Source organism: Tolumonas osonensis, assembly GCF_014202415.1.
GTDB lineage: Bacteria > Pseudomonadota > Gammaproteobacteria > Enterobacterales > Aeromonadaceae > Tolumonas > Tolumonas osonensis.
On the sequence record NZ_JACHGR010000001.1, the window covers coordinates 239,692 to 259,724 of the forward strand.

Consider the following 20,033-nt stretch of genomic DNA (forward strand, 5'->3'; position numbering starts at 1 on the left):
ACGATTTACCGGCATCTGCACATGCACGCGGATGCCGGTATCTTCTTGGTGCTTAATGTCCGGCAGTTGGTGACGTCACCACCACTTCACAGTTTGCCCAGTAATCCTGAAACGCCAGAAACTCACGGCGATCAAAAATCACCATCAGATTACCCAGTCCGAATGCCGACGTGCCAAGCCGTACCAGCGCCTGGCCAATGCTCAGTAAAGAAGCGTCGGTATTCTGTACCCGGATCTGAAACCGGCGCATACCCGGGGTTTGCCCTTCCCGGCACCAGAACCAGACAAAATAACTGCATAACACACCCGCTAGCCAGAGACTGAACCATATCTGATGCGCCAGCCAGCCGGCGGTAGTCAGGCCGTCACTCAGGGAAACCAGACCACTGAGCACCAGCAAATGACTCAGGCCATAGCCAAGATAACCGGCCACAGTCAGCAGCGGGATCACCAGCAAGGAATCAATAGCCCAGGCACCGAAACGACGACGGAAACCGGCACGCGGCGTTCTGGGAATAGTCGCCGCAGAAGAAGCCGATGATTTGACAGACGCAGAGCGTGAGCGGGAACGGGTTGTTTTACTCATAAATTCATACACACCAGAAATCAGGGAAAACCATTCTAACTGAGTCGCACGACGAGATGCGAATCATCCGTTCGGGCATTTATTCAGCATCTGAGACAGATCACGCGAAAAACAATTTGCGCTCACGAGCCAGCTTTGTATAATGCGAGCCCGTAAGATACACCGGATGATTTTTCAGAAAGTCAATATCTTACCTTGTGTGCCCAGGTGGCGAAATCGGTAGACGCAGCGGATTCAAAATCCGCCGGTGAATAACTGTGTCGGTTCGAGTCCGACCCTGGGCACCAACTAATTCAATAAGTTAAAGGCCACTTTTGTAGTGGCCTTTAATTTTTCTGCTATTTGTTAACTTATTAGTTTTAAATCTGCTTTACTTCTATTCTTCATCTCGTCATAAAAATTCTCATGAGGCCCGACACTCAGCAAATAGAGTTCAAATTTTGTCTCTTGCCATGAGTACCCCAAGAGAACCAGGTGACCATTCATCTTGAATTTATGTACCCACAGATATGATAGATCGCCCTTTTTTCTTTCACCGATTTCAGGGTTTTCAATCACTTTATCAATCTCGTCCTCAACAAGTGCCAGATCCTTTTCTGACAGTTTTTTTAGTTGTTTCTCAAACAAGTTCGACTGATAAATCTCAATTTCTTTTTGTTGTTCTGACATAGCGGGTTACTTGCCCCTCTTTGACTTGCTCTGCCGCTAACATCACATCCTTGATAAAACTGAATGGTAGATCCGGGTTATCTTCAACCATACGGCCAATCTTAGCCCAGTATTCAATCTGCTTTGGTAAGGAACGATGAGCCGCAGACGCATGAACTTTCACGTCAGCGACAAATTCATCGTCTAAACGCACCGTTTGAGCCATAGTTTTCCTCACTTCTCATATATTCAATTCAATGTTCTTTAGTTCAATGTTCTTCAATTCATCATTGAGTTCAGAAACATGCTCGAAGAAATAATATGCAACATTTTGTCGCGTTTCAAGACAATAAGTGGCTTTTCCTGATATCTTCCACCTAAATTCGTCACTCTTGGCTTATTTTTCCTTAACATTCAAGGAGGTTATTCTTCCTGAAACCCTTCCTGGCTCAACTCTGCCAGCTGTTTGACCCGCAGAAATAACTATCCCAGTGATCCGGAAAAAGCGTAAAATCCTTATTCTAAACTACCCACAACCTAGACTGATTCCGAGAACACCATGGCGCAATTTATTTACACCATGAATCGCGTGGGCAAAGTGGTTCCGCCCAAGCGTCATATTCTGAAAAATATTTCTCTCTCCTTCTTTCCCGGCGCCAAAATCGGCGTGCTGGGTCTGAACGGTGCCGGTAAATCAACCCTGCTGCGCATCATGGCCGGCCTGGATACCGAAATCGAAGGTGAAGCCCGCCCGCAACCTGGCATCAAGATCGGTTATCTGCCGCAGGAACCGAAACTGGATCCGGAGCAGACGGTCCGTGAAGCCGTTGAAGAAGCGATGGGTGACCTGAAGCGCGCCATGGCCCGTCTGGACGAAGTCTATGCCGCGTATGCCGATCCGGATGCCGACTTCGACAAGCTGGCCAAAGAACAGGGCGAGCTGGAAGCGATCATTCAGGCGCATGACGGCCACAACATGGAAAACCAGCTGGAACGCGCCGCCGATGCGCTGCGTCTGCCTGCGTGGGATGCCCAGATCAAACACCTCTCCGGTGGTGAGCGTCGCCGTGTCGCACTGTGCCGTCTGCTGCTGGAAAAACCGGACATGCTGCTGCTGGACGAACCGACCAACCACCTGGATGCCGAATCCGTGGCCTGGCTGGAACGCTTCCTGCACGACTACGAAGGCACCGTTGTAGCGATCACCCACGACCGTTACTTCCTCGACAACGTCGCAGGCTGGATCCTGGAGCTGGACCGCGGTGAAGGTATCCCGTGGGAAGGCAACTACTCCTCCTGGCTGGAACAGAAAGATGCCCGTCTGGCGCAGGAAGCCTCTACTGAAGCGGCCCGTCGTAAGTCGATCGAGAAAGAACTGGAGTGGGTTCGTCAGAATCCGAAAGGTCGTCAGGCGAAAAGCAAGGCGCGTCTGGCCCGCTTTGAAGAACTTAACTCACAGGATTACCAGAAACGCAACGAGACCAACGAGCTGTTTATTCCGCCGGGACCACGTCTGGGCGATAAAGTGATCGAAGTGGAAGGTCTGAGCAAATCCTACGGCGATCGCCAGCTGATCGACAACCTGTCATTCAGCATTCCGAAAGGGGCGATTGTCGGTATCATCGGTCCGAACGGCGCCGGTAAATCGACCCTGTTCCGCATGCTGAGCGGCATGGAGCAACCGGATGCCGGCACCATTACTCTGGGTGATACCGTGGTACTGGCGTCAGTGGATCAGTTCCGTGACAGCATGGATGACAAGAAGACCGTGTTCGATGAAGTGGCCAATGGCCAGGACATCCTGAAGATCGGCAACTTCGAGATCCCGAGCCGCGCCTATGTCGGTCGCTTCAACTTCAAAGGCACCGATCAGGGCAAACGGGTTGGCGAACTCTCCGGCGGTGAACGCGGCCGTCTGCATCTGGCCAAACTGCTGCAGGCCGGCGGCAACGTGCTGTTACTCGACGAACCGACCAACGACCTCGACGTGGAAACCCTGCGTGCGCTGGAAAACGCCCTGCTGGAATTCCCAGGCAGTGCGATGGTCATTTCGCACGATCGCTGGTTCCTCGACCGTATCGCCACGCACATCCTGGACTACAGCGACGAAGGGAACGTCCGCTTCTTCGAAGGCAACTTTACCGACTACGAAGAGTGGAAGAAGAAAACCCTGGGCGCCGATGCCGTGCAACCGCACCGCATCAAGTACAAGAAAATTGCTAAATAATTTAAACGAAAAAGGTCTGCAACAAAGGTTGCAGACCTCTCTGGGGTAACGATGATTACCTTTTTTGGCAGCGGTAACTGGATCCAGTCCATCTGAGCGTCCGGTAAGCCGTCAGACGTTGCGGCAAGCTTCCTCCGGTAAGAGTACCTTGCAAAATTTAGTCGTAGTGTCCGTTCCACCCGAACGAGATAAATAATACGCCATCCACATTAGAATGTGATTGCAAAAATTGCATTAAAAGCTAGTTTTTGCGCACGAATTCACCAATAATAAACACTTCTTTAATCAGTTGTTGCTGAATAATCGGAATTTATGAAATTAGACCGTTTAGACAAAAAAATTCTGAACCTGATGCAGCGCGATGCCCGCATCAGCAATCTGGATCTGGCCGAACAGGTAGGTTTATCCCCTTCCCCCTGCTCGCGCCGCATCAAGGCACTGGAAGAATCAGGGTTGATTCTGAAGCACGTCACGCTGCTGAATCCGGAAAAACTGAATCTGAAACTCACCGCCTATATCCATATCAACATGGATAAACACACCCCTGAGCGGCTGAACAACTTCAATCAGGCCGTATCAGAAATGCCGGAAGTCATGGAATGCGCCCTGATCACCGGTAACGACGCCGACTACCAGCTGAAAGTCGTCGTACCGGACATGGAATACTACCAGCATTTCCTGCTGGAAAAACTGACCCGCATCGACGGCGTCACCGGCGTCCGCTCCAGCTTCGTCCTGCAACAGGTCAAACAATTCACCTCCCTGCCGCTCGATCACCTGGAGTAAATAATCCAACAGGAAGGCAAAGGGAACAATGTTACCGACCCACCGCGCCAGGGAAGGCGCGGCGGAGCGCCCATGGATGGATTCACGACGTGTCAGGTGAAGTTGCTTCCTTTGCTTTGGCTGAACCGTCCCCTGTCCGGCCGAAGAGAACAACTTCAGAGACCCTCCGCGCCAGGGAAGGCGCGGCGGAGCCTCCATGGATGGATTCACGGCGTGTCGGGTGAAGTTGTTCTCTTTGGCCGGTTTTGCAATGAATGGATTAACGACTGCTGGCAGTATTATAAATATCTGAGTTTTCGCGTTTACCAACGGCAATCACACTGACAACCACTTCGTCATCAAACACCTGGTAAATCAACCGATAACCCGCTGACCGCAACTTGATTTTATACCGATCCGCATGACCACTCAGTTTGTCATTCGGAACACGAGGATTTTCCAGACGTTCAGTCAGTTTCTTTTTAAACTGCTCTCTGACCGGATAACCCAGCTTTTCCCACTCTTTCCAGGCCCTTTTCTCGAATTTCAGTTTATAGGTCATCGATGTTGATCTCGATAAACTCAGGATCACTCATTCGTTCATCAGCAATCCGGTTCAATTCCGCATCCTCGGCTAACTCCTGAAAATAGCCAAACAGTGCAGGCGGCACGATATAAAAAGCCGGTTCATTGCGATTCAGAATAGCAACCGGCTGACCTTCGCCTTCCATCGCCGTTCCCATCGGATTTTTCTTCAGCTCAGTAATGCTGGCCGCAACAGATGTCAGAATTTGATATGCCATATTCAATACTCCTATGCTTACGTATTTATTATAGCACCATTAAAAGCACCTTTAAAAACTCTATAATTCACACAGCGGACGAAGGACACAACTTCAGAGACCCTCCGCGCCAGGGAAGGCGCAGCGGAGCCCCCACGGATGGGTTCACTGCGTGTCGGCGAAGTTGCGTCCTTTGGCCGATCTCACAGAACATGACCAGTGAAGACTCAGATCATCCAGGCAGCCAAAGGGAACAATGTTACCGACCCTCCGCGCCAGGGAAGGCGCGGTGGAGCGCCCATGGATGGGTTCACAGCGTGTCAGTGGCGTTGCTCCCTTTGGCCGCCTTCGCAACAGACAGATTCACGACATGTCGGCTGAAAAAGATCCTACCGCCCCCGCTTTTGGTGTAAAATATCGCGCCGAATCTCGGAGACAGCCAGTTATCACCGGTTGTCCCTCCCTTCTGAATATTGACCGTGAACAAATTGAGGACAAAGTAGAGATGGAAAACGCTCGCCCAATCCGCCGCGCCCTGCTCAGCGTATCTGACAAGACCGGTATCGTGGAGTTCGCCCGTGCCCTGCAACAACGTGGTGTAGAACTGCTCTCCACCGGCGGAACTGCGCGCCTGCTCGCCGATGCCGGCTTACCTGTAACCGAAGTGTCCGATTACACCGGCTTCCCGGAAATGATGGATGGCCGCGTAAAAACCCTGCACCCGAAAGTTCACGGCGGCATTCTGGGCCGCCGCGGCACCGACGATGCCATCATGACACAGCATGACATCAAACCGATCGATCTGGTCGCCGTGAACCTCTACCCGTTTGCCGCCACCGTGGCCAAACCGGATTGTTCACTGGAAGACGCCATCGAAAACATCGACATCGGTGGCCCGACCATGGTGCGTTCTGCGGCGAAAAACCACAAAGACGTCACCATCGTGGTCAATGCGAAAGATTACGACCGCGTACTGGCTGAAATGGACGCCAACGCAGGTTCTCTGGCTTACGCTACCCGTTTCGATCTGGCGATTGCCGCGTTCGAACACACCGCTGCTTACGACGGCATGATCGCCAACTACTTCGGTACCAAAGTGCCAACCTATGGCGTACAGGACGAAGCCTCTGCCGACTCCAAATTCCCGCGCACCATCAACTTCCAGTTCATCAAGAAACAGGATATGCGCTACGGTGAAAACAGCCATCAGGCCGCTGCCTTCTACGTTGAAGCCGATGTGCAGGAAGCCTCTGTCTCTACCGCTACCCAGCTGCAGGGCAAAGCCCTCTCCTACAACAACATCGCCGACACCGACGCCGCGCTGGAATGCGTGAAAGAATTCGCGGAACCGGCCTGTGTGATCGTGAAACACGCCAACCCGTGTGGTGTGGCGCTGGGCAACGACATTCTGGAAGCCTACAACCGCGCTTACCAGACCGACCCGACCTCCGCGTTCGGCGGTATCATCGCTTTCAACCGTGAACTGGATGCCGCGACAGCCGAAGCCATCGTCAGCCGTCAGTTCGTTGAAGTGATCATCGCGCCGGTCGTCAGCGAAGAAGCCAAAGCCGTGGTCGCGAAAAAAGCCAACGTCCGCCTGCTTGAATGTGGCCAGTGGCAGGGCAAAACCGCCGGTTTTGACGTCAAACGCGTTAACGGCGGCCTGCTGGTACAAGACCGCGATCAGGGCATGGTCACCCTGGCCGACCTGAAAGTCGTTACCAAACGTCAGCCAACCGAACAGGAACTGAAAGATCTGCTGTTCTGCTGGAAAGTCGGCAAATTCGTCAAATCCAACGCCATTGTTTACGCCAAAGACAGCATGACCATCGGGGTCGGCGCCGGTCAGATGAGCCGCGTTTACTCCGCGAAAATCGCCGGTATCAAAGCTGCTGACGAAGGTCTGGAAGTCAAAGGTTCCGTCATGGCCTCCGACGCCTTCTTCCCGTTCCGCGACGGTATCGACGCTGCGGCCGAAGCCGGTATCACCTGTGTGATCCAGCCAGGCGGCTCCATGCGCGATCAGGAAGTGATCGACGCTGCCGACGAACATGGCATGGCAATGGTATTCACGAACATGCGTCATTTCCGCCATTAATCTTTTTCGTGCTGCCCTGGCAGGCAGAATGCTTCGTTGCTGGCCGGTATGTGCATCCTCATTGACCATCAGTCAACTGCGGTGCCCCTCCCGGCCAACGCCTCGCCTTCTATCCTGCCAGAACACCACTTAGTGCTTGGGTAGTTCATTTAAAGAATTATTGCTCCGGTCAAAAGGAAGCCAACTGCTTCACTTTGCGACCCTCTGCGCCATGGATGGCGCAGAGGGTCGCAAAGTGGAGTGGTTGGCTGACACGATACTGGAAAAATTGATTGATCCGGCAGAGTAGATCAATTGACTGATGCCCGCAGAATCCAACGAATGACATACACTGAAAAGCGACTTCTCAGTGCAGGAGAATACAGGATGAACATTTTAATTATCGGTAATGGCGGTCGTGAACATGCGCTGGCATGGAAAGCCGCTCAGTCACCGCTGGCTGACAAAATCTATGTCGCACCGGGCAACCCCGGTACCGCCCGCGAAGCCAAAGTAGAAAACGTCGCGATCAGTGCCACCGACATCCCGGCGCTGGTCAAATTTGCCCGCGAAAAAAACATCGGCCTGACCATCGTCGGCCCGGAAGCCCCGCTGGTGATCGGTGTGGTTGATAAATTCCGCGCCGAAGGTCTGAAAATTTTCGGCCCGACCGAAGCCGCTGCCCAGCTGGAAGGCTCCAAAGCCTTCACCAAGGATTTCCTGGCACGTCATCACATCCCGACCGCCGATTATCAGAACTTCACCGATATCGAACCGGCACTGGCCTACCTGAAAGAGAAAGGTGCACCGATCGTGATCAAGGCCGACGGTCTGGCTGCTGGTAAAGGCGTGATCGTAGCGATGACGCTGGACGAAGCCGAAGAAGCCGTCCGTGACATGCTCTCCGGTAATGCCTTCGGCGACGCTGGCAGCCGTGTGGTGATTGAAGAGTTCCTCGACGGTGAAGAAGCTTCCTTCATCGTCATGGTCGATGGCAAAAACGTGCTGCCAATGGCCACCAGCCAGGATCACAAACGCATCGGTGACGGCGATACCGGCCCGAACACCGGTGGTATGGGTGCCTACTCACCAGCCCCGGTTGTCACGCAAGATGTGCATGACAAAGTCATGCAGCAGGTGATCTGGCCAACCGTCAAAGGCATGGAAGCAGAAGGTAATCCGTATACCGGTTTCCTCTATGCCGGCCTGATGATCGACCCGCAGGGCAATCCGAAAGTGATCGAATTCAACTGCCGTTTCGGTGATCCGGAAACCCAGCCAATCATGCTGCGCATGCAGTCTGATCTGGTGGAACTGTGTCTCGCCGCCTGCGACGGCAAGCTGAACGAGAAAACCGCGCAGTACGATCCGCGCCCGGCAGTGGGTGTGGTGCTGGCGGCAGCCGGCTACCCGGCTGATGTGCAAAAAGGCGATGTGATTGCTGGCCTGTCAACCGCGGCAACCGATACCGCCAAGGTATTCCACGCTGGTACCGCAGAAAAAGACGGTCAGGTCATCACCGCTGGTGGCCGTGTGCTCTGTGCTACCGCACTGGGTGCGACGGTAGCCGAAGCGCAGCAGAATGCTTATACCCTGGCGGCCACGATCAGCTGGGACGGGATTTATTACCGTAAAGATATCGCCTGGCGCGCTATCGCCCGCGAGCAGCAGTAATCTGCAAGGTGCAGAATGGTGCAAACCGACCATTCTGCACCATTCTGGTTTGGCGGCTAAACAAAAAATAACATTATAAATCAACCGGCTATTCCGCTTTTCTGCAAAAATATCTCTTCCGTATCACAATTCTGTAATCTATTATCTGTTAGACTCAAAAGAGCGTGGACGCTTTTTATCTGAGCGTCTACACTTTAGTCTGTATCCGGTTCTGATGTCCGGATGCCTGCTCTCTCAACCTATAAACGGGAATACAGTCTAACTGTAAGGAAACTACATATGAAAAAACAATCCGGTTTTACCCTTATTGAATTGATGATCGTAGTGGCGATCGTGGCGATTCTGGCGGCAATTGCATTACCAGCTTATCAAAGCTATACACAGCGTTCCAAATTTACAGAAGTGACAACAGCCGCATCTGCTTTAAAAGTGCAGGTTCAGCTCTGTAATTTGGACAAAGGGGCTTTAACTGGTTGTGCTAATTCAACTTCAGGTGCAGGATGGACAATTGGTGCGGCAGCTGATTATAAGACTGACTACGTTAACGATATTGCTGTTGTTTCAGGTGCTATTACAGCAACAACAACAACAACTGGAACCAAACCGTTCGGGGCTACGGCTGTAACATATAAATTAACACCAACAGCAAATACTGCAGGAGCTTTGGTGTGGACAGCTGTGTGTTCAGATCCAGATCTTTGCTAAAAACTTAACCGTATATCATCAGCCAGTAATAATTTTACTGGCTGATGTCGTCTTTAGATTCCAGAGAAATCCACATGAACGTTCCCGCCAATGGTTTATTAATCAGTCTGATCCGGGCCGGACTCATTCAGCAGGACCAGTCCGAGCAGGTGCAGGAACGCGCCCGCTACGAAAAAAAAACCCTCGTCACCTATCTGATTGATAACGATATCATCAGCAGTGAACAACTGGCGGAGCTGTGTGAACTGGAGTATGGCATTCCACTGCTCGATCTCGATGCCTTTGAACTGGGCGAAATCCCGCACAAATACCTCAATACGCCATTGATCGAAAAGCACCACGCGCTGCCGATCTATACCCAAGGCAACACCCTCTATATTGCCGTCTCGGATCCGACCAATATCACCGCACTGGAAGATTTCGGCTTTACCTTCAACCTGCACACCGAAGCGCTGCTGGTCGATGATCGCAAGCTGCACCGCGCCATTCAGCGCCTGACCGAACCGACCAGTGACGAATTTTCCAAATCGATCTCCGATGACCATATCAGTGATATTGAAATCGGTGATATCGATGACGCCCGGTTGCAGGAAACGGTCGACACCAACAGTGAAGACGACGCGCCGATCGTCAAATACATCAACAAGGTGCTACTCGATGCCGTCAGAAAGGGCGCCTCGGATCTGCACTTTGAACCCTATGAAAAGAAATACCGTATCCGCTTTCGTATCGACGGTATTCTGTATGAAATTGCCACGCCGCCGGTTAATCTGGCCAACCGCTTTTCTGCACGCCTGAAAGTCATGGCGCGGCTCGATATCGCCGAACGCCGCCTGCCGCAGGATGGCCGCATCAAGTTGCGCCTGGCCAAAAACAAATCGGTGGATCTGCGTGTCAGTACCCTGCCCACCATGTGGGGCGAAAAGGTGGTGCTGCGTATTCTCGACTCTTCCGCCGCTAACCTGGATATCGAAAAGCTCGGTTTTGATGAGCTCCAGAAACAGCTCTATCTCGATACCCTGGCCCGGCCGCAGGGCATGATCCTGGTCACCGGCCCGACCGGTTCCGGTAAAACCGTATCGCTCTATACCGGCCTGAATATTCTCAACACCAGCGAGCTCAATATCTCCACTGCCGAGGACCCGGTAGAAATCAACCTGCCCGGCATCAACCAGGTGCAGATCAACCCCAAATCCGGCCTCACCTTTGCCAGTGCGCTACGCTCCTTCCTGCGTCAGGATCCGGACGTGGTCATGGTCGGTGAGATCCGCGATCTGGAAACCGCCGAAATAGCGATTAAAGCGGCGCAGACCGGTCACCTGGTACTGTCAACACTGCATACCAACTCCGCCGCCGAAACCCTGACCCGCCTGCTCAATATGGGCGTACCGGCCTTTAACGTTGCTTCCTCTGTCACCCTGCTTATGGCACAGCGTCTGGCCCGTCGCCTCTGTCCGCACTGCAAGAAGCCGCACCATATTCCCGACAGTGAGTTACTGGGGATGGGCTATACTCAGGAAGAAGTCGCAGCCGGGATCACACTCTATCAGCCGGCTGGTTGCGTGGAGTGCTCAAACGGCTATAAAGGACGGGTCGGCATTTATGAAATGTTGCCGATGTCAGAAAACATTGCCAACCTGATCATGGAAGGCGGAAATTCACTGCAGATTGCCGAAATGGCCATCAGTGAAGGCATGGTGACCCTGTATCGCTCCGGTCTGGAAAAGGCAAGACTGGGCGTCACCAGCCTGGCCGAAGTCAACCGGGTAACCTGCCTGTAATTTAAGGATGAAGCATTATGGCTGTGGCTCAGCAACACACCGCCGCTGCAATGGCGAATAAACAGAAACCGAAAGTCACGCAGGCCTTTACCTGGAGTGGTGTTAACCGCCGTGGCCAGAAGGTCTCCGGCGAGCTGAAAGGCGAATCGCTGGCACAGGTTAAAGCCGAGCTGATCCGCCAAGGCGTGGCAGTGCAGAAAATCAGTCAGCGCCGCGAATCGCTGATGACCAGTTACACCCAGAAAATCAAGCCGATGGACATCGCGGTGCTGACCCGCCAGATCGCCACCATGCTGACTGCCGGGGTGCCGCTGGTACAGACATTGAAACTGCTCTCCGACAGTCATGAAAAGCGTCCGATGCGTGAAATGCTGGCTACTATCTGTGCCGACATCGAAACTGGGACGCCACCATCCAAAGCACTGCGCCAGTTCCCGCGCTATTTTGATGATCTCTACTGCGATCTGGTCGCCTCCGGTGAACAGTCCGGTGCGCTGGATACCATCTTTAACCGTATCGCCATCTACAAGGAAAAAGCCGAAGCACTGAAATCCAAAATCAAGAAGGCGCTGTTTTATCCGGCCACCGTGATCCTTGTGGCCATTGTGGTCACCGCGATTCTGTTGCTGTATGTAGTGCCGGAGTTCGATAAGATTTTCAAAAGTTTTGGTGCCGAACTGCCCGCCTTCACCCGCATGGTGATTAACCTGTCCCATATCGTGCAGGCCTACTGGTACTGGCTGTTAGGTGCCATTGTCGTGCTGTTGTTTATCTATGTCCGCGCCTACCGGCGCATGAAGTCGGTACGTGACGCTACCGACAAGTTCATCCTGAAACTGCCGATTGTCGGCAACATTTTGCAAAAAGCGGCGCTGGCGCGTTATGCCCGCACCCTCTCCACCACCTTCTCGGCCGGCCTGCCGCTGATTGATGGCCTGATTGCGGCCGCCGGCTCGTCCGGTAATGCGGTTTATCGTGACGCCATCATGAACGTACGCAGCGAAGTCATGGCCGGGATGCAGATGCACGTCGCCATGCGCACCACCAACGTGTTCCCGGAAATGGTGATCCAGATGATCATGATTGGCGAGGAATCCGGTTCGCTGGACGATATGCTGTCCAAAGTGGCCGGTATCTACGAACAGCAGGTGGATGACGCCGTCGATGCCCTTTCCAGCCTGATCGAACCGTTGATCATGGTAGTGCTGGGGATTCTGGTCGGTGGTCTGGTTATCGCCATGTACCTGCCCATCTTTAAGCTTGGTAGTGTTATTAGATAACTTAGTGGATTTTCATGGATCTGATTTTTATGCTCTATAGCCAGTATCACTGGCTATATTTTTGTTTGCTCGGTCTGTTCGCGTTACTGGTGGGCAGTTTTCTCAACGTGCTGATCCACCGTCTGCCCATCATGCTGGAACGCAGCTGGCAGCAGGAGTATCAGGATTATTTTGCACAGGGCGACAATCCGCCGCTGCCAGCCGAACCGTATAATCTGTTTTTGCCGCGTTCTGCCTGCCCGCATTGCGGCCATCAGATCACCGCGCTGGAAAATATCCCGCTGCTGAGTTGGCTGTTCCTGAAAGGCCGCTGCAGTGCCTGCCATCACCCGATCAGTGCCCGTTATCCGCTGGTTGAACTGCTATGTGCACTGGCTTCTCTGGCGGTCGCAGCTTACTACCCGCCGGGCTGGACGCTGGCCGGCGCGCTGCTGCTGACCTGGGTGCTGCTGGCACTCACCTTTATCGACTTCGATAAACTCCTGCTGCCGGATCAGCTGACCCTACCCCTGCTCTGGTTAGGCTTGCTGCTCAATATTTCCGGGCAGTATGTCTCGCTGACCGATGCCGTGATCGGCGCCGCCTCTGGCTACATGGTGCTGTGGTCCATTTACTGGGCCTTCAAGCTGCTCACCGGCAAGGAAGGCATGGGCTATGGCGATTTCAAACTGCTGGCTGCCCTCGGTGCCTGGCTTGGCTGGCAATCACTGCCGCTGATCCTGATCCTCTCCTCCTGTGTCGGCGCCGTGCTCGGCATCACGCTGGTGGTGATGAAACGTCAGCATCAGGAAAAACCGATGCCGTTCGGCCCTTATCTGGCGATTGCCGGCTGGATCGCCCTGCTCTGGGGTGAGCCGCTGACCCGCTGGTATCTGGGGTTACTCGGCTGATGTTTATTGTCGGACTCACCGGTGGCATCGGCAGCGGTAAATCCACCGTCGCCCGCGATTTCACCGCGCTGGGGGTACCCTGCATCGACGCTGACCAGACCGCCCGCGACGTGGTTGAGCCCGGTGAGCCGGCGCTGGCTGCTATCGTGCAGCATTTTGGCCGGGACATTCTGCAACCCGACGGCACGCTGGATCGTCGCCGTCTGCGGGAAAAAGTCTTTGCCGAACCGGCCGCCAGAGCGTGGCTGAACCAGCTGCTGCACCCGCTGATCCGCGAGCGCATGCTGCAGCAATGCCAGCAGGCGCAAGGCCCTTACTGCCTGCTGATGGTACCGCTGCTATTTGAAAATCAGCTGCAATCCTTGGTGCAGCGCACACTGGTCATTGATGTCGACGAGGCCACCCAGATCCGCCGCACCATGCAGCGCGATAACACCACTGAAGAACAAGTCAGGGCCATCATCTCCACGCAATGCCCGCGACAGCAGCGACTGGCACTGGCGGACGATGTGCTCAACAACAGTGATAATGTCACCCCGGAGCAACGCCGGCAGGCCGTAGCTGCCCTGCATCAGCACTATCTGCAACTGGCTGCTGCAACTGACAGCACCGCACCACCATCGCGATGATGTGGTATAATCGCCTCATCTTTGAGCAATAAGTGTGATCGTTAAGAAATGAGTCTGAAGGTTGACTGCCCGACTTGCGGCACCTCCACCGCGTGGAGCCCGCTTAATCCGTTTCGTCCTTTTTGCAGCGACCGCTGCCGTCTGATTGATTTGGGCGAGTGGTTCAGTGAAGACCGCGCTATCCCTGGTGATGAACCGACACCCACGGAAAATCCCGCCATGCTGCAACTCTCGGCAGAAGATCTGGCCCTGCTGGAGCAGGATTAATTTCCTGCTCTTGCCTTCAATGCCTCAATGATCGGCAGATTGGCCACCGGAAAATCCAGCTGACCCAGTTCATCCAGCGCGACCCAGCGGTTCTCCAGCCCTTCCAGACTCTGCGCGGTTCCGCCAAATACAGTGACCAGCCAGACATCCAGTTTCACCGCTTTGTCGCTGTAGGCATGTTCAATCACCAGCAGTGGTTCTGCGGCCTGCACGCTGATGCCAATCTCTTCCTGCAACTCTCTTTGCAGTGCCTGCTGCACCGTTTCGCCGGCCTCGACCTTGCCACCGGGAAACTCCCATTTGCCGCCCTGATGCTGATGTGCCGCCCGACGGCAGATAAAATAACCCAGCTGCGGATCATGGATAACACCGACAGCAACCCATATCTGTTTCATTGATGTACCTCTTGTAGCAAAAAAGTGCAGCAAATAAGGTGTAACAAAAAGGCGGCCGCAGCCGCCTTGTATCATCCTGTTAACCGGTTTTAAATCAGCTCAGCTGACCATGGCAATGCTTGTACTTTTTGCCTGAACCGCAAGGACAAGGATCGTTACGTCCGACCTTGGCGCCATCGCGGACAAACGGCTCAACAGCCTGCCCATCCACCTCAGCTTCCTTTTCCTCGGCCAGTGCGTTGCTTTCCTCATGACTGTAGGTACGAGTCTGGGCTGCCTCTGACTGACGGCGCTGCTCTTCAATCGCATCCACATCCGGTTCCTGCACCTGAACACGGCACAGCACGCTCACAACCTGCTGTTTCAGCGCTTCCAGCATCTGGGTAAACAGTTCAAACGCTTCACGCTTGTATTCCTGTTTCGGGTTCTTCTGCGCATAGCCACGCAGATGGATGCCCTGACGCAGGTGATCCATCGCTGCCAGATGCTCTTTCCACAGATTGTCCAGCGTCTGCAGCATCACTGATTTCTCGAACTGACGCAGCACGTCGTGGCCGGCCAGTTCTTCCTTATGCGCATAGCTGGCTTCGATTTCGGCCAGAACACGCTCACGGATTTTCTCTTCGTACAGCTTGTCGTCATCCTTGATCCACTGCGCAATTGGCAAATCGATCGCGAAATCGGTGCGTAAACGCTGTTCCAGACCGGCAATATCCCAGCTCTCATCCAGCGAGTGCGGCGCAATATACTGATCAACCACCCGGTTGATTACATCGCCGCGGATCAGATTGATGGTTTCAGAGATATCCGCGCTTTCCAGCAGTTCGTTGCGCTGTTCATACACCACTTTACGCTGGTCATTCGCCACATCGTCAAATTCCAGCAGGTTTTTACGGATGTCGAAGTTACGGCCTTCTACCTTGCGCTGCGCGTTTTCAATCGCCTTGCTGACCCACGGATGTTCAATGGCTTCGCCATGTTCCATACCGAGTTTCTTCATCATGCCACTGACACGATCCGACGCGAAAATACGCATCAGGCTGTCTTCCATCGACAGATAGAAACGGGACGATCCCGGATCACCCTGACGACCGGAACGGCCACGCAGCTGGTTATCGATACGGCGCGATTCATGGCGTTCAGTACCGATGATGTGCAGACCACCCGCCGCGATCACCGCGTCATGACGTACCTGCCACGCATTTTTGATGGCTGCAATCTGTTCTTCGGTCGGGTTTTCCAGCGCATCAATTTCTGCCTGCCAGCTACCACCCAGCACGATATCGGTACCACGACCCGCCATGTTGGTGGCGATGGTCACCGCGCCCGGACGACCAGCCTGTGCCACAATCTGCGCTTCCTGAGCGTGGAATTTGGCGTTCAGAACTTTGTGATCAATACCTTCTTTGGTCAGAATACTGGACAGCAGTTCCGAGTTTTCAATCGAGATGGTACCGACCAGCACCGGACGCTGTTCAGCGACACGGATCTTGATATCGTCAATGATCGCGTCATATTTTTCCTGCTCGGTCAGGTAGACCAGATCGCCCATGTCATCACGGATCATCGGCCGGTTGGTTGGCAACACCACGGTTTCCAGCGCATAGATCTGCTGGAATTCATAAGCTTCGGTATCGGCAGTACCGGTCATCCCCGCCAGTTTTTCATACAGACGGAAATAGTTCTGGAAGGTAATCGAGGCCAGTGTCTGGTTCTCATTGCGGATCTTCACACCCTCTTTGGCTTCAATCGCCTGGTGCAGACCTTCGGACCAGCGACGGCCAGCCATGGTACGGCCAGTGTGTTCATCAACAATGACCACTTCGCCATCTTTGACGATGTAATCCACGTTGCGCTCAAACAGGGTATTGGCACGCAGTGCCGCATTCACATGATGCAGCAGGGTGATATTGGTCACCGAGAACAGCGAATCATCTTCGCTCATCATGCCCTGTTGTTTCAGCCATTCTTCAACAAAAATCTGGCCATTTTCAGTCAGGTACGCCTGACGGGCTTTTTCATCCACGGTGTAGTGACCGTCACCCTGATACTCTTCAGAATCTTCTTTATCCTGTTTTTTCAGTGACGGGATCAGCGTGTTGATCTTGATATAGAGTTCAGAACTGTCTTCTGCCGCGCCGGAAATGATCAGTGGCGTACGGGCTTCATCGATCAGCACGGAGTCAACTTCGTCCACCAGCGCGTAGTAGAGCGGACGCTGCACACGCTGTTCGGCTGCAAACGCCATATTATCGCGCAGATAATCGAAACCGAATTCGTTGTTGGTACCATAGGTGATATCACAGGCATACGCGGCCTGTTTCTCTTCATGGCTCATGCCCGGCAGGTTACAGCCGACGGTCATGCCGAGGAACGCGAACAATGGACGGCTCCACTCCGCGTCACGGCGGGCCAGATAATCGTTCACGGTAACAATATGCACGCCACGGCCGGTCAATGCGTTCAGATAGGCAGGTAATGTTGCGGTTAGGGTTTTACCTTCACCGGTTTTCATTTCTGCGATCTGATTATTGTTCAGTACGATGCCTCCCATCATCTGCACATCGAAATGACGCATGGCAAATACGCGTTTTGACGCTTCACGGACAGTCGCAAACGCTTCTGGTAACAGGGAATCCAGTTCTTCACCTTTTTCCAGACGCTCACGGAATTCGACTGTCTTTGCCTGTAAATCGGCATCAGCCAGAGAGGCAAACTGCGGTTCAAGCTCGTTGATTTGTTTTACTATTTTTTTTAACGCTTTTACGGTGCGGTCATTACGACTACCAATGATCTTGGTAAATAGTTTGGTGATCATTATTACCCAACTCTCAGGCTATTGATTATTTTCTGTCCCGACGGACAGCGATTCGGAATCTGTAAGTTATGACACGATATATGGGGACAGGAAATCTGGGATTCAAGGAAAGAATGTCTGGAATACCCCATTTACGGCAGAAAAAGATTACCACAACGCAGCTTGTGCGTCTGCTATTGTCTCAGGCAGAAACAAGGAATCAGAAACAACAAAGCACCGGGCGGAGAACCGGTGCTTTGGGATATATTCAGCAGAAATCGCGTTTATGCTAAAACAAGTCGGGTTCCGAAGTAAGCGATCGGTGATTTGGCGGCTTCTTCTTCGAAGGTCACCATCTCCCAAGCTTCGGCATCCGCCAGCAACGCGCGCAGCAGTTTGTTATTCACTGCATGACCGGTTTTATAGGCGGTAAACTGACCGAGGATGCTGTGATTGCACATATACAGATCACCAATTGCATCCAGCAGCTTGTGTTTCACGAATTCGTCTTCGTAGCGCAGCCCTTCTTCGTTCAGTACACGGTAGTCATCCAGTACAACAGCGTTGTCCAGACTGCCACCCAGTGCCAGATTCTGAGAGTGCAGATATTCGATATCCTTCATGAAACCAAAGGTTCTTGCCCGGCTGATTTCCTTGGCAAATTTACTGCCGGAAAAATCAAAGACCAGATGCTGGTTCTGTTTATCAAACACCGGATGACGGAAGTCGATTTTTAAATCCATACGGAAACCGCGGTGGTAAGGCGCAAACTCGGCCCATTTGTCACCGTCTTCTACCCGTATTTTCTTTTTAATACGGATAAACTGTTTCGGTAAGGATTGTTCTTCGATACCACCAGACTGCAGCAGATAAATAAACGGATGCGCACTGCCATCCATTACTGGCACTTCCGGTGCATCAACTTCAACATACAGGTTATCGATACCCAGTGAAGCCAGCGCTGCGGACAAATGTTCAACGGTGGAAATACGCACACCCTGTTCGTTAACCAGTGCTGTACACAGCACGGTATCACGCACAAATTGTGCATCCGCCCGCAGTTCAACTTCAGGTTGCAGATCGGTTCTGACGTAGACGATACCCGTATTCACCGGCGCCGGACGGAATGTCAGCGACACTTTGCGGCCAGAGTGCAAACCCACTCCGGTGGCATGAACCGGTTGCTTGAGCGTACGTTGTCTAATCATAAATATCCTCACCACAGACTTTCTGAGGCCATAGCCCGTCCGTGCCACTGTAACACAGCTGCCACATTGACGCTAATTTTTGTGCAGCTGCGCACATTCTCTTCTTATTTTAGCTTATCCGGTATTAGTCAGCCTGCTTACGCAGGAAGGCTGGGATATCCAGATAATCCGGTTCGCTGCGTGGTTGCGGCTCAGCATTCACGGTCTGTTGCTGAATCATGCGATCTTCATAACGAGGAGCATGAGTCTCGTGAATCATTGGACGCATCGGACGCTCGATCGCCGCTTTCTGTGCGTTTTTAACCAGAGTGATATCTGGCTTGCGTTCGTTACCGATACCGGTCGCGACCACAGTCACACGCAGTTCATCTTCCAGCGCAGGGTCAATCACGGCACCCACCACCACAGTCGCGTTTTCAGAAGCAAACGCTTTAACCGCGTTACCCACGGTTTCGAATTCTTCCATGGTCACATCCAAACCTGCGGTGATGTTAACCAGAATACCTTTGGCGCCAGCCAGATCGATATCTTCCAGCAGCGGGCTGGAAATCGCTTTCTCTGCGGCTTCCTCGGCACGGTCATCGCCACGAGCAGAACCGGTACCCATCATGGCGGTACCCATTTCACGCATAACAGTACGTACGTCGGCGAAGTCCACGTTGATCAAACCAGGACGGGTGATCAGTTCAGCAATACCCTGTACCGCACCCAGCAATACATTGTTTGCCGCCTTGAAGGCATCCAGCAGACTGACGCCACGGCCCAGCACTTTCAGCAGTTTGTCATTCGGGATGGTGATTAATGAGTCAACTTGTTTTGACAGTTCATCAATCCCCTGCAACGCATAACTCATGCGTTTTTTCCCTTCGAAATTGAAAGGCTTGGTCACCACGGCAACTGTCAGAATGCCCAGTTCTTTCGCCACTTCCGCCACGATAGGCGCCGCACCGGTACCGGTACCGCCACCCATACCGGCCGCGATGAAGACCATGTCAGAACCCGCCAGCATCTGACGAATATCATCCCGATTCTCCAGTGCAGCTTCACGGCCCACATCCGGATTCGCACCGGCACCCAGACCCTTGGTGATGTTGGCACCAATCTGAATCGTGGTTTCAGCGCCGGAATTACGTAATGCCTGAGCATCCGTATTGATCGCTACGAAATGAACACCTTCGATGTTCTCACGTAACATGTGTTCAACAGCATTACCGCCACCACCACCGATGCCGATAACCTTAATCAGTGCATCATCACCCTGACTGCCAACCGGTTCAAATGTAAACATGATTATCTCTCCGCCATTGCTTCGCTTTCGCAAA

General features: G+C 53.1%; 19 protein-coding genes and 1 tRNA gene. 11 read left to right on the plus strand and 9 right to left on the minus strand.

What is annotated here, in order from left to right; all coding sequences use genetic code 11:
* Positions 1-52 precede the first annotated feature (52 nt).
* Complete coding sequence (locus HNR75_RS01080; protein WP_188025166.1) at positions 53-586, minus strand: RDD family protein; 534 nt, start codon at positions 584-586, stop codon at positions 53-55.
* 201 nt (positions 587-787) lie between these two features.
* Between HNR75_RS01080 and HNR75_RS01085 the strand changes: the two genes are divergently transcribed.
* Positions 788-873, plus strand: a tRNA-Leu gene (locus HNR75_RS01085).
* A gap of 58 nt (positions 874-931) precedes the next feature.
* Here the strand turns inward: HNR75_RS01085 and HNR75_RS01090 are convergent.
* Positions 932-1,255, minus strand: coding sequence for a type II toxin-antitoxin system RelE/ParE family toxin (locus tag HNR75_RS01090; RefSeq protein ID WP_188025167.1), 324 nt, complete (start codon positions 1,253-1,255; stop codon positions 932-934).
* Positions 1,230-1,460, minus strand: coding sequence for a ParD-like family protein (locus HNR75_RS01095; protein ID WP_188025168.1), 231 nt, complete (start codon positions 1,458-1,460; stop codon positions 1,230-1,232). Before HNR75_RS01095 ends, HNR75_RS01090 begins: the two co-directional genes overlap by 26 nt.
* A 333-nt stretch (positions 1,461-1,793) precedes the next feature.
* Between HNR75_RS01095 and ettA the strand changes: the two genes are divergently transcribed.
* A complete protein-coding gene (gene ettA / locus HNR75_RS01100) occupies positions 1,794-3,461 on the plus strand; it encodes an energy-dependent translational throttle protein EttA (protein ID WP_188025169.1) in 1,668 nt (555 codons plus the stop codon).
* 312 nt (positions 3,462-3,773) lie between these two features.
* Positions 3,774-4,247, plus strand: a complete 474-nt coding sequence (locus HNR75_RS01105; RefSeq protein ID WP_188025170.1) for an Lrp/AsnC family transcriptional regulator — start codon at positions 3,774-3,776, stop codon at positions 4,245-4,247.
* Positions 4,248-4,506: 259 nt separating this feature from the next.
* On the opposite strand, the gene HNR75_RS01110 is transcribed toward HNR75_RS01105, so the two are convergent.
* Together HNR75_RS01110 and HNR75_RS01115 are read right to left on the minus strand one after the other, a co-directional pair.
* Positions 4,507-4,788: a type II toxin-antitoxin system RelE family toxin gene (locus tag HNR75_RS01110; RefSeq protein WP_188025171.1), complete on the minus strand. Its 282-nt coding sequence runs from the start codon at positions 4,786-4,788 to the stop codon at positions 4,507-4,509.
* Complete coding sequence (locus HNR75_RS01115) at positions 4,778-5,029, minus strand: type II toxin-antitoxin system Phd/YefM family antitoxin (RefSeq protein WP_188025172.1); 252 nt, start codon at positions 5,027-5,029, stop codon at positions 4,778-4,780. The genes HNR75_RS01110 and HNR75_RS01115 overlap by 11 nt, the downstream gene beginning before the upstream one ends.
* Before the next feature lie 484 nt (positions 5,030-5,513).
* On the opposite strand from HNR75_RS01115, the gene purH reads away from it, so the two are divergent.
* From purH to HNR75_RS01155, 8 genes are all read left to right on the plus strand, one after another.
* Entirely contained in the window at positions 5,514-7,106 is a 1,593-nt protein-coding gene (gene purH, locus HNR75_RS01120; RefSeq protein WP_188025409.1) for a bifunctional phosphoribosylaminoimidazolecarboxamide formyltransferase/IMP cyclohydrolase, read from the plus strand.
* A 366-nt stretch (positions 7,107-7,472) separates the two neighbouring features.
* Entirely contained in the window at positions 7,473-8,759 is a 1,287-nt protein-coding gene (purD, locus tag HNR75_RS01125; protein ID WP_188025173.1) for a phosphoribosylamine--glycine ligase, read from the plus strand.
* Between the two features lie 279 nt (positions 8,760-9,038).
* On the plus strand, positions 9,039-9,464 hold the full coding sequence (locus tag HNR75_RS01130) for a pilin (RefSeq protein WP_188025174.1): 426 nt from the start codon (positions 9,039-9,041) through the stop codon (positions 9,462-9,464).
* A 74-nt stretch (positions 9,465-9,538) separates the two neighbouring features.
* A complete protein-coding gene (gene pilB / locus HNR75_RS01135) occupies positions 9,539-11,245 on the plus strand; it encodes a type IV-A pilus assembly ATPase PilB (protein WP_188025175.1) in 1,707 nt (568 codons plus the stop codon).
* A gap of 17 nt (positions 11,246-11,262) precedes the next feature.
* Positions 11,263-12,525: a type II secretion system F family protein gene (locus HNR75_RS01140; protein ID WP_425506752.1), complete on the plus strand. Its 1,263-nt coding sequence runs from the start codon at positions 11,263-11,265 to the stop codon at positions 12,523-12,525.
* A 14-nt stretch (positions 12,526-12,539) separates the two neighbouring features.
* Positions 12,540-13,415 (plus strand): prepilin peptidase, encoded by an 876-nt coding sequence (locus HNR75_RS01145; RefSeq protein WP_188025176.1) that lies wholly within the window; start codon positions 12,540-12,542, stop codon positions 13,413-13,415.
* On the plus strand, positions 13,415-14,044 hold the full coding sequence (gene coaE / locus HNR75_RS01150) for a dephospho-CoA kinase (RefSeq protein WP_188025177.1): 630 nt from the start codon (positions 13,415-13,417) through the stop codon (positions 14,042-14,044). The genes HNR75_RS01145 and coaE overlap by 1 nt, the downstream gene beginning before the upstream one ends.
* 48 nt (positions 14,045-14,092) lie before the next feature.
* A complete protein-coding gene (locus HNR75_RS01155; RefSeq protein WP_188025178.1) occupies positions 14,093-14,311 on the plus strand; it encodes a DNA gyrase inhibitor YacG in 219 nt (72 codons plus the stop codon).
* Here HNR75_RS01155 and mutT read toward each other — a convergent pair.
* The 4 genes from mutT to ftsZ form a co-directional block, all read right to left on the minus strand.
* Positions 14,308-14,706: an 8-oxo-dGTP diphosphatase MutT gene (mutT, locus tag HNR75_RS01160; protein ID WP_188025179.1), complete on the minus strand. Its 399-nt coding sequence runs from the start codon at positions 14,704-14,706 to the stop codon at positions 14,308-14,310. The genes HNR75_RS01155 and mutT overlap by 4 nt on opposite strands.
* A gap of 94 nt (positions 14,707-14,800) precedes the next feature.
* On the minus strand, positions 14,801-17,524 hold the full coding sequence (secA, locus tag HNR75_RS01165; protein WP_188025180.1) for a preprotein translocase subunit SecA: 2,724 nt from the start codon (positions 17,522-17,524) through the stop codon (positions 14,801-14,803).
* A gap of 263 nt (positions 17,525-17,787) precedes the next feature.
* A complete protein-coding gene (gene lpxC / locus HNR75_RS01170; protein ID WP_188025181.1) occupies positions 17,788-18,711 on the minus strand; it encodes a UDP-3-O-acyl-N-acetylglucosamine deacetylase in 924 nt (307 codons plus the stop codon).
* A gap of 124 nt (positions 18,712-18,835) precedes the next feature.
* A complete protein-coding gene (ftsZ, locus tag HNR75_RS01175) occupies positions 18,836-19,999 on the minus strand; it encodes a cell division protein FtsZ (protein ID WP_188025182.1) in 1,164 nt (387 codons plus the stop codon).
* Between the last annotated feature and the right edge of the window lie 34 nt (positions 20,000-20,033).

Bases quoted from the DNA above. Each gene is read 5' to 3' on its own strand.
- HNR75_RS01130 (WP_188025174.1), top strand. From the start codon at position 9,039: ATGAAAAAACAATCCGGTTTTACCCTTATTGAATTGATGATCGTAGTG.
- HNR75_RS01105 (WP_188025170.1), top strand. From the start codon at position 3,774: ATGAAATTAGACCGTTTAGACAAAAAAATTCTGAACCTGATGCAGCGC.
- ettA (WP_188025169.1), top strand. From the start codon at position 1,794: ATGGCGCAATTTATTTACACCATGAATCGCGTGGGCAAAGTGGTTCCG.
- HNR75_RS01110 (WP_188025171.1), bottom strand. From the start codon at position 4,788: ATGACCTATAAACTGAAATTCGAGAAAAGGGCCTGGAAAGAGTGGGAA.
- pilB (WP_188025175.1), top strand. From the start codon at position 9,539: ATGAACGTTCCCGCCAATGGTTTATTAATCAGTCTGATCCGGGCCGGA.
- lpxC (WP_188025181.1), bottom strand. From the start codon at position 18,711: ATGATTAGACAACGTACGCTCAAGCAACCGGTTCATGCCACCGGAGTG.
- coaE (WP_188025177.1), top strand. From the start codon at position 13,415: ATGTTTATTGTCGGACTCACCGGTGGCATCGGCAGCGGTAAATCCACC.
- purD (WP_188025173.1), top strand. From the start codon at position 7,473: ATGAACATTTTAATTATCGGTAATGGCGGTCGTGAACATGCGCTGGCA.
- purH (WP_188025409.1), top strand. From the start codon at position 5,514: ATGGAAAACGCTCGCCCAATCCGCCGCGCCCTGCTCAGCGTATCTGAC.
- HNR75_RS01140 (WP_425506752.1), top strand. From the start codon at position 11,263: ATGGCTGTGGCTCAGCAACACACCGCCGCTGCAATGGCGAATAAACAG.
- ftsZ (WP_188025182.1), bottom strand. From the start codon at position 19,999: ATGTTTACATTTGAACCGGTTGGCAGTCAGGGTGATGATGCACTGATT.
- secA (WP_188025180.1), bottom strand. From the start codon at position 17,524: ATGATCACCAAACTATTTACCAAGATCATTGGTAGTCGTAATGACCGC.
- HNR75_RS01090 (WP_188025167.1), bottom strand. From the start codon at position 1,255: ATGTCAGAACAACAAAAAGAAATTGAGATTTATCAGTCGAACTTGTTT.
- mutT (WP_188025179.1), bottom strand. From the start codon at position 14,706: ATGAAACAGATATGGGTTGCTGTCGGTGTTATCCATGATCCGCAGCTG.
- HNR75_RS01145 (WP_188025176.1), top strand. From the start codon at position 12,540: ATGGATCTGATTTTTATGCTCTATAGCCAGTATCACTGGCTATATTTT.
- HNR75_RS01080 (WP_188025166.1), bottom strand. From the start codon at position 586: ATGAGTAAAACAACCCGTTCCCGCTCACGCTCTGCGTCTGTCAAATCA.
- HNR75_RS01155 (WP_188025178.1), top strand. From the start codon at position 14,093: ATGAGTCTGAAGGTTGACTGCCCGACTTGCGGCACCTCCACCGCGTGG.
- HNR75_RS01095 (WP_188025168.1), bottom strand. From the start codon at position 1,460: ATGGCTCAAACGGTGCGTTTAGACGATGAATTTGTCGCTGACGTGAAA.
- HNR75_RS01115 (WP_188025172.1), bottom strand. From the start codon at position 5,029: ATGGCATATCAAATTCTGACATCTGTTGCGGCCAGCATTACTGAGCTG.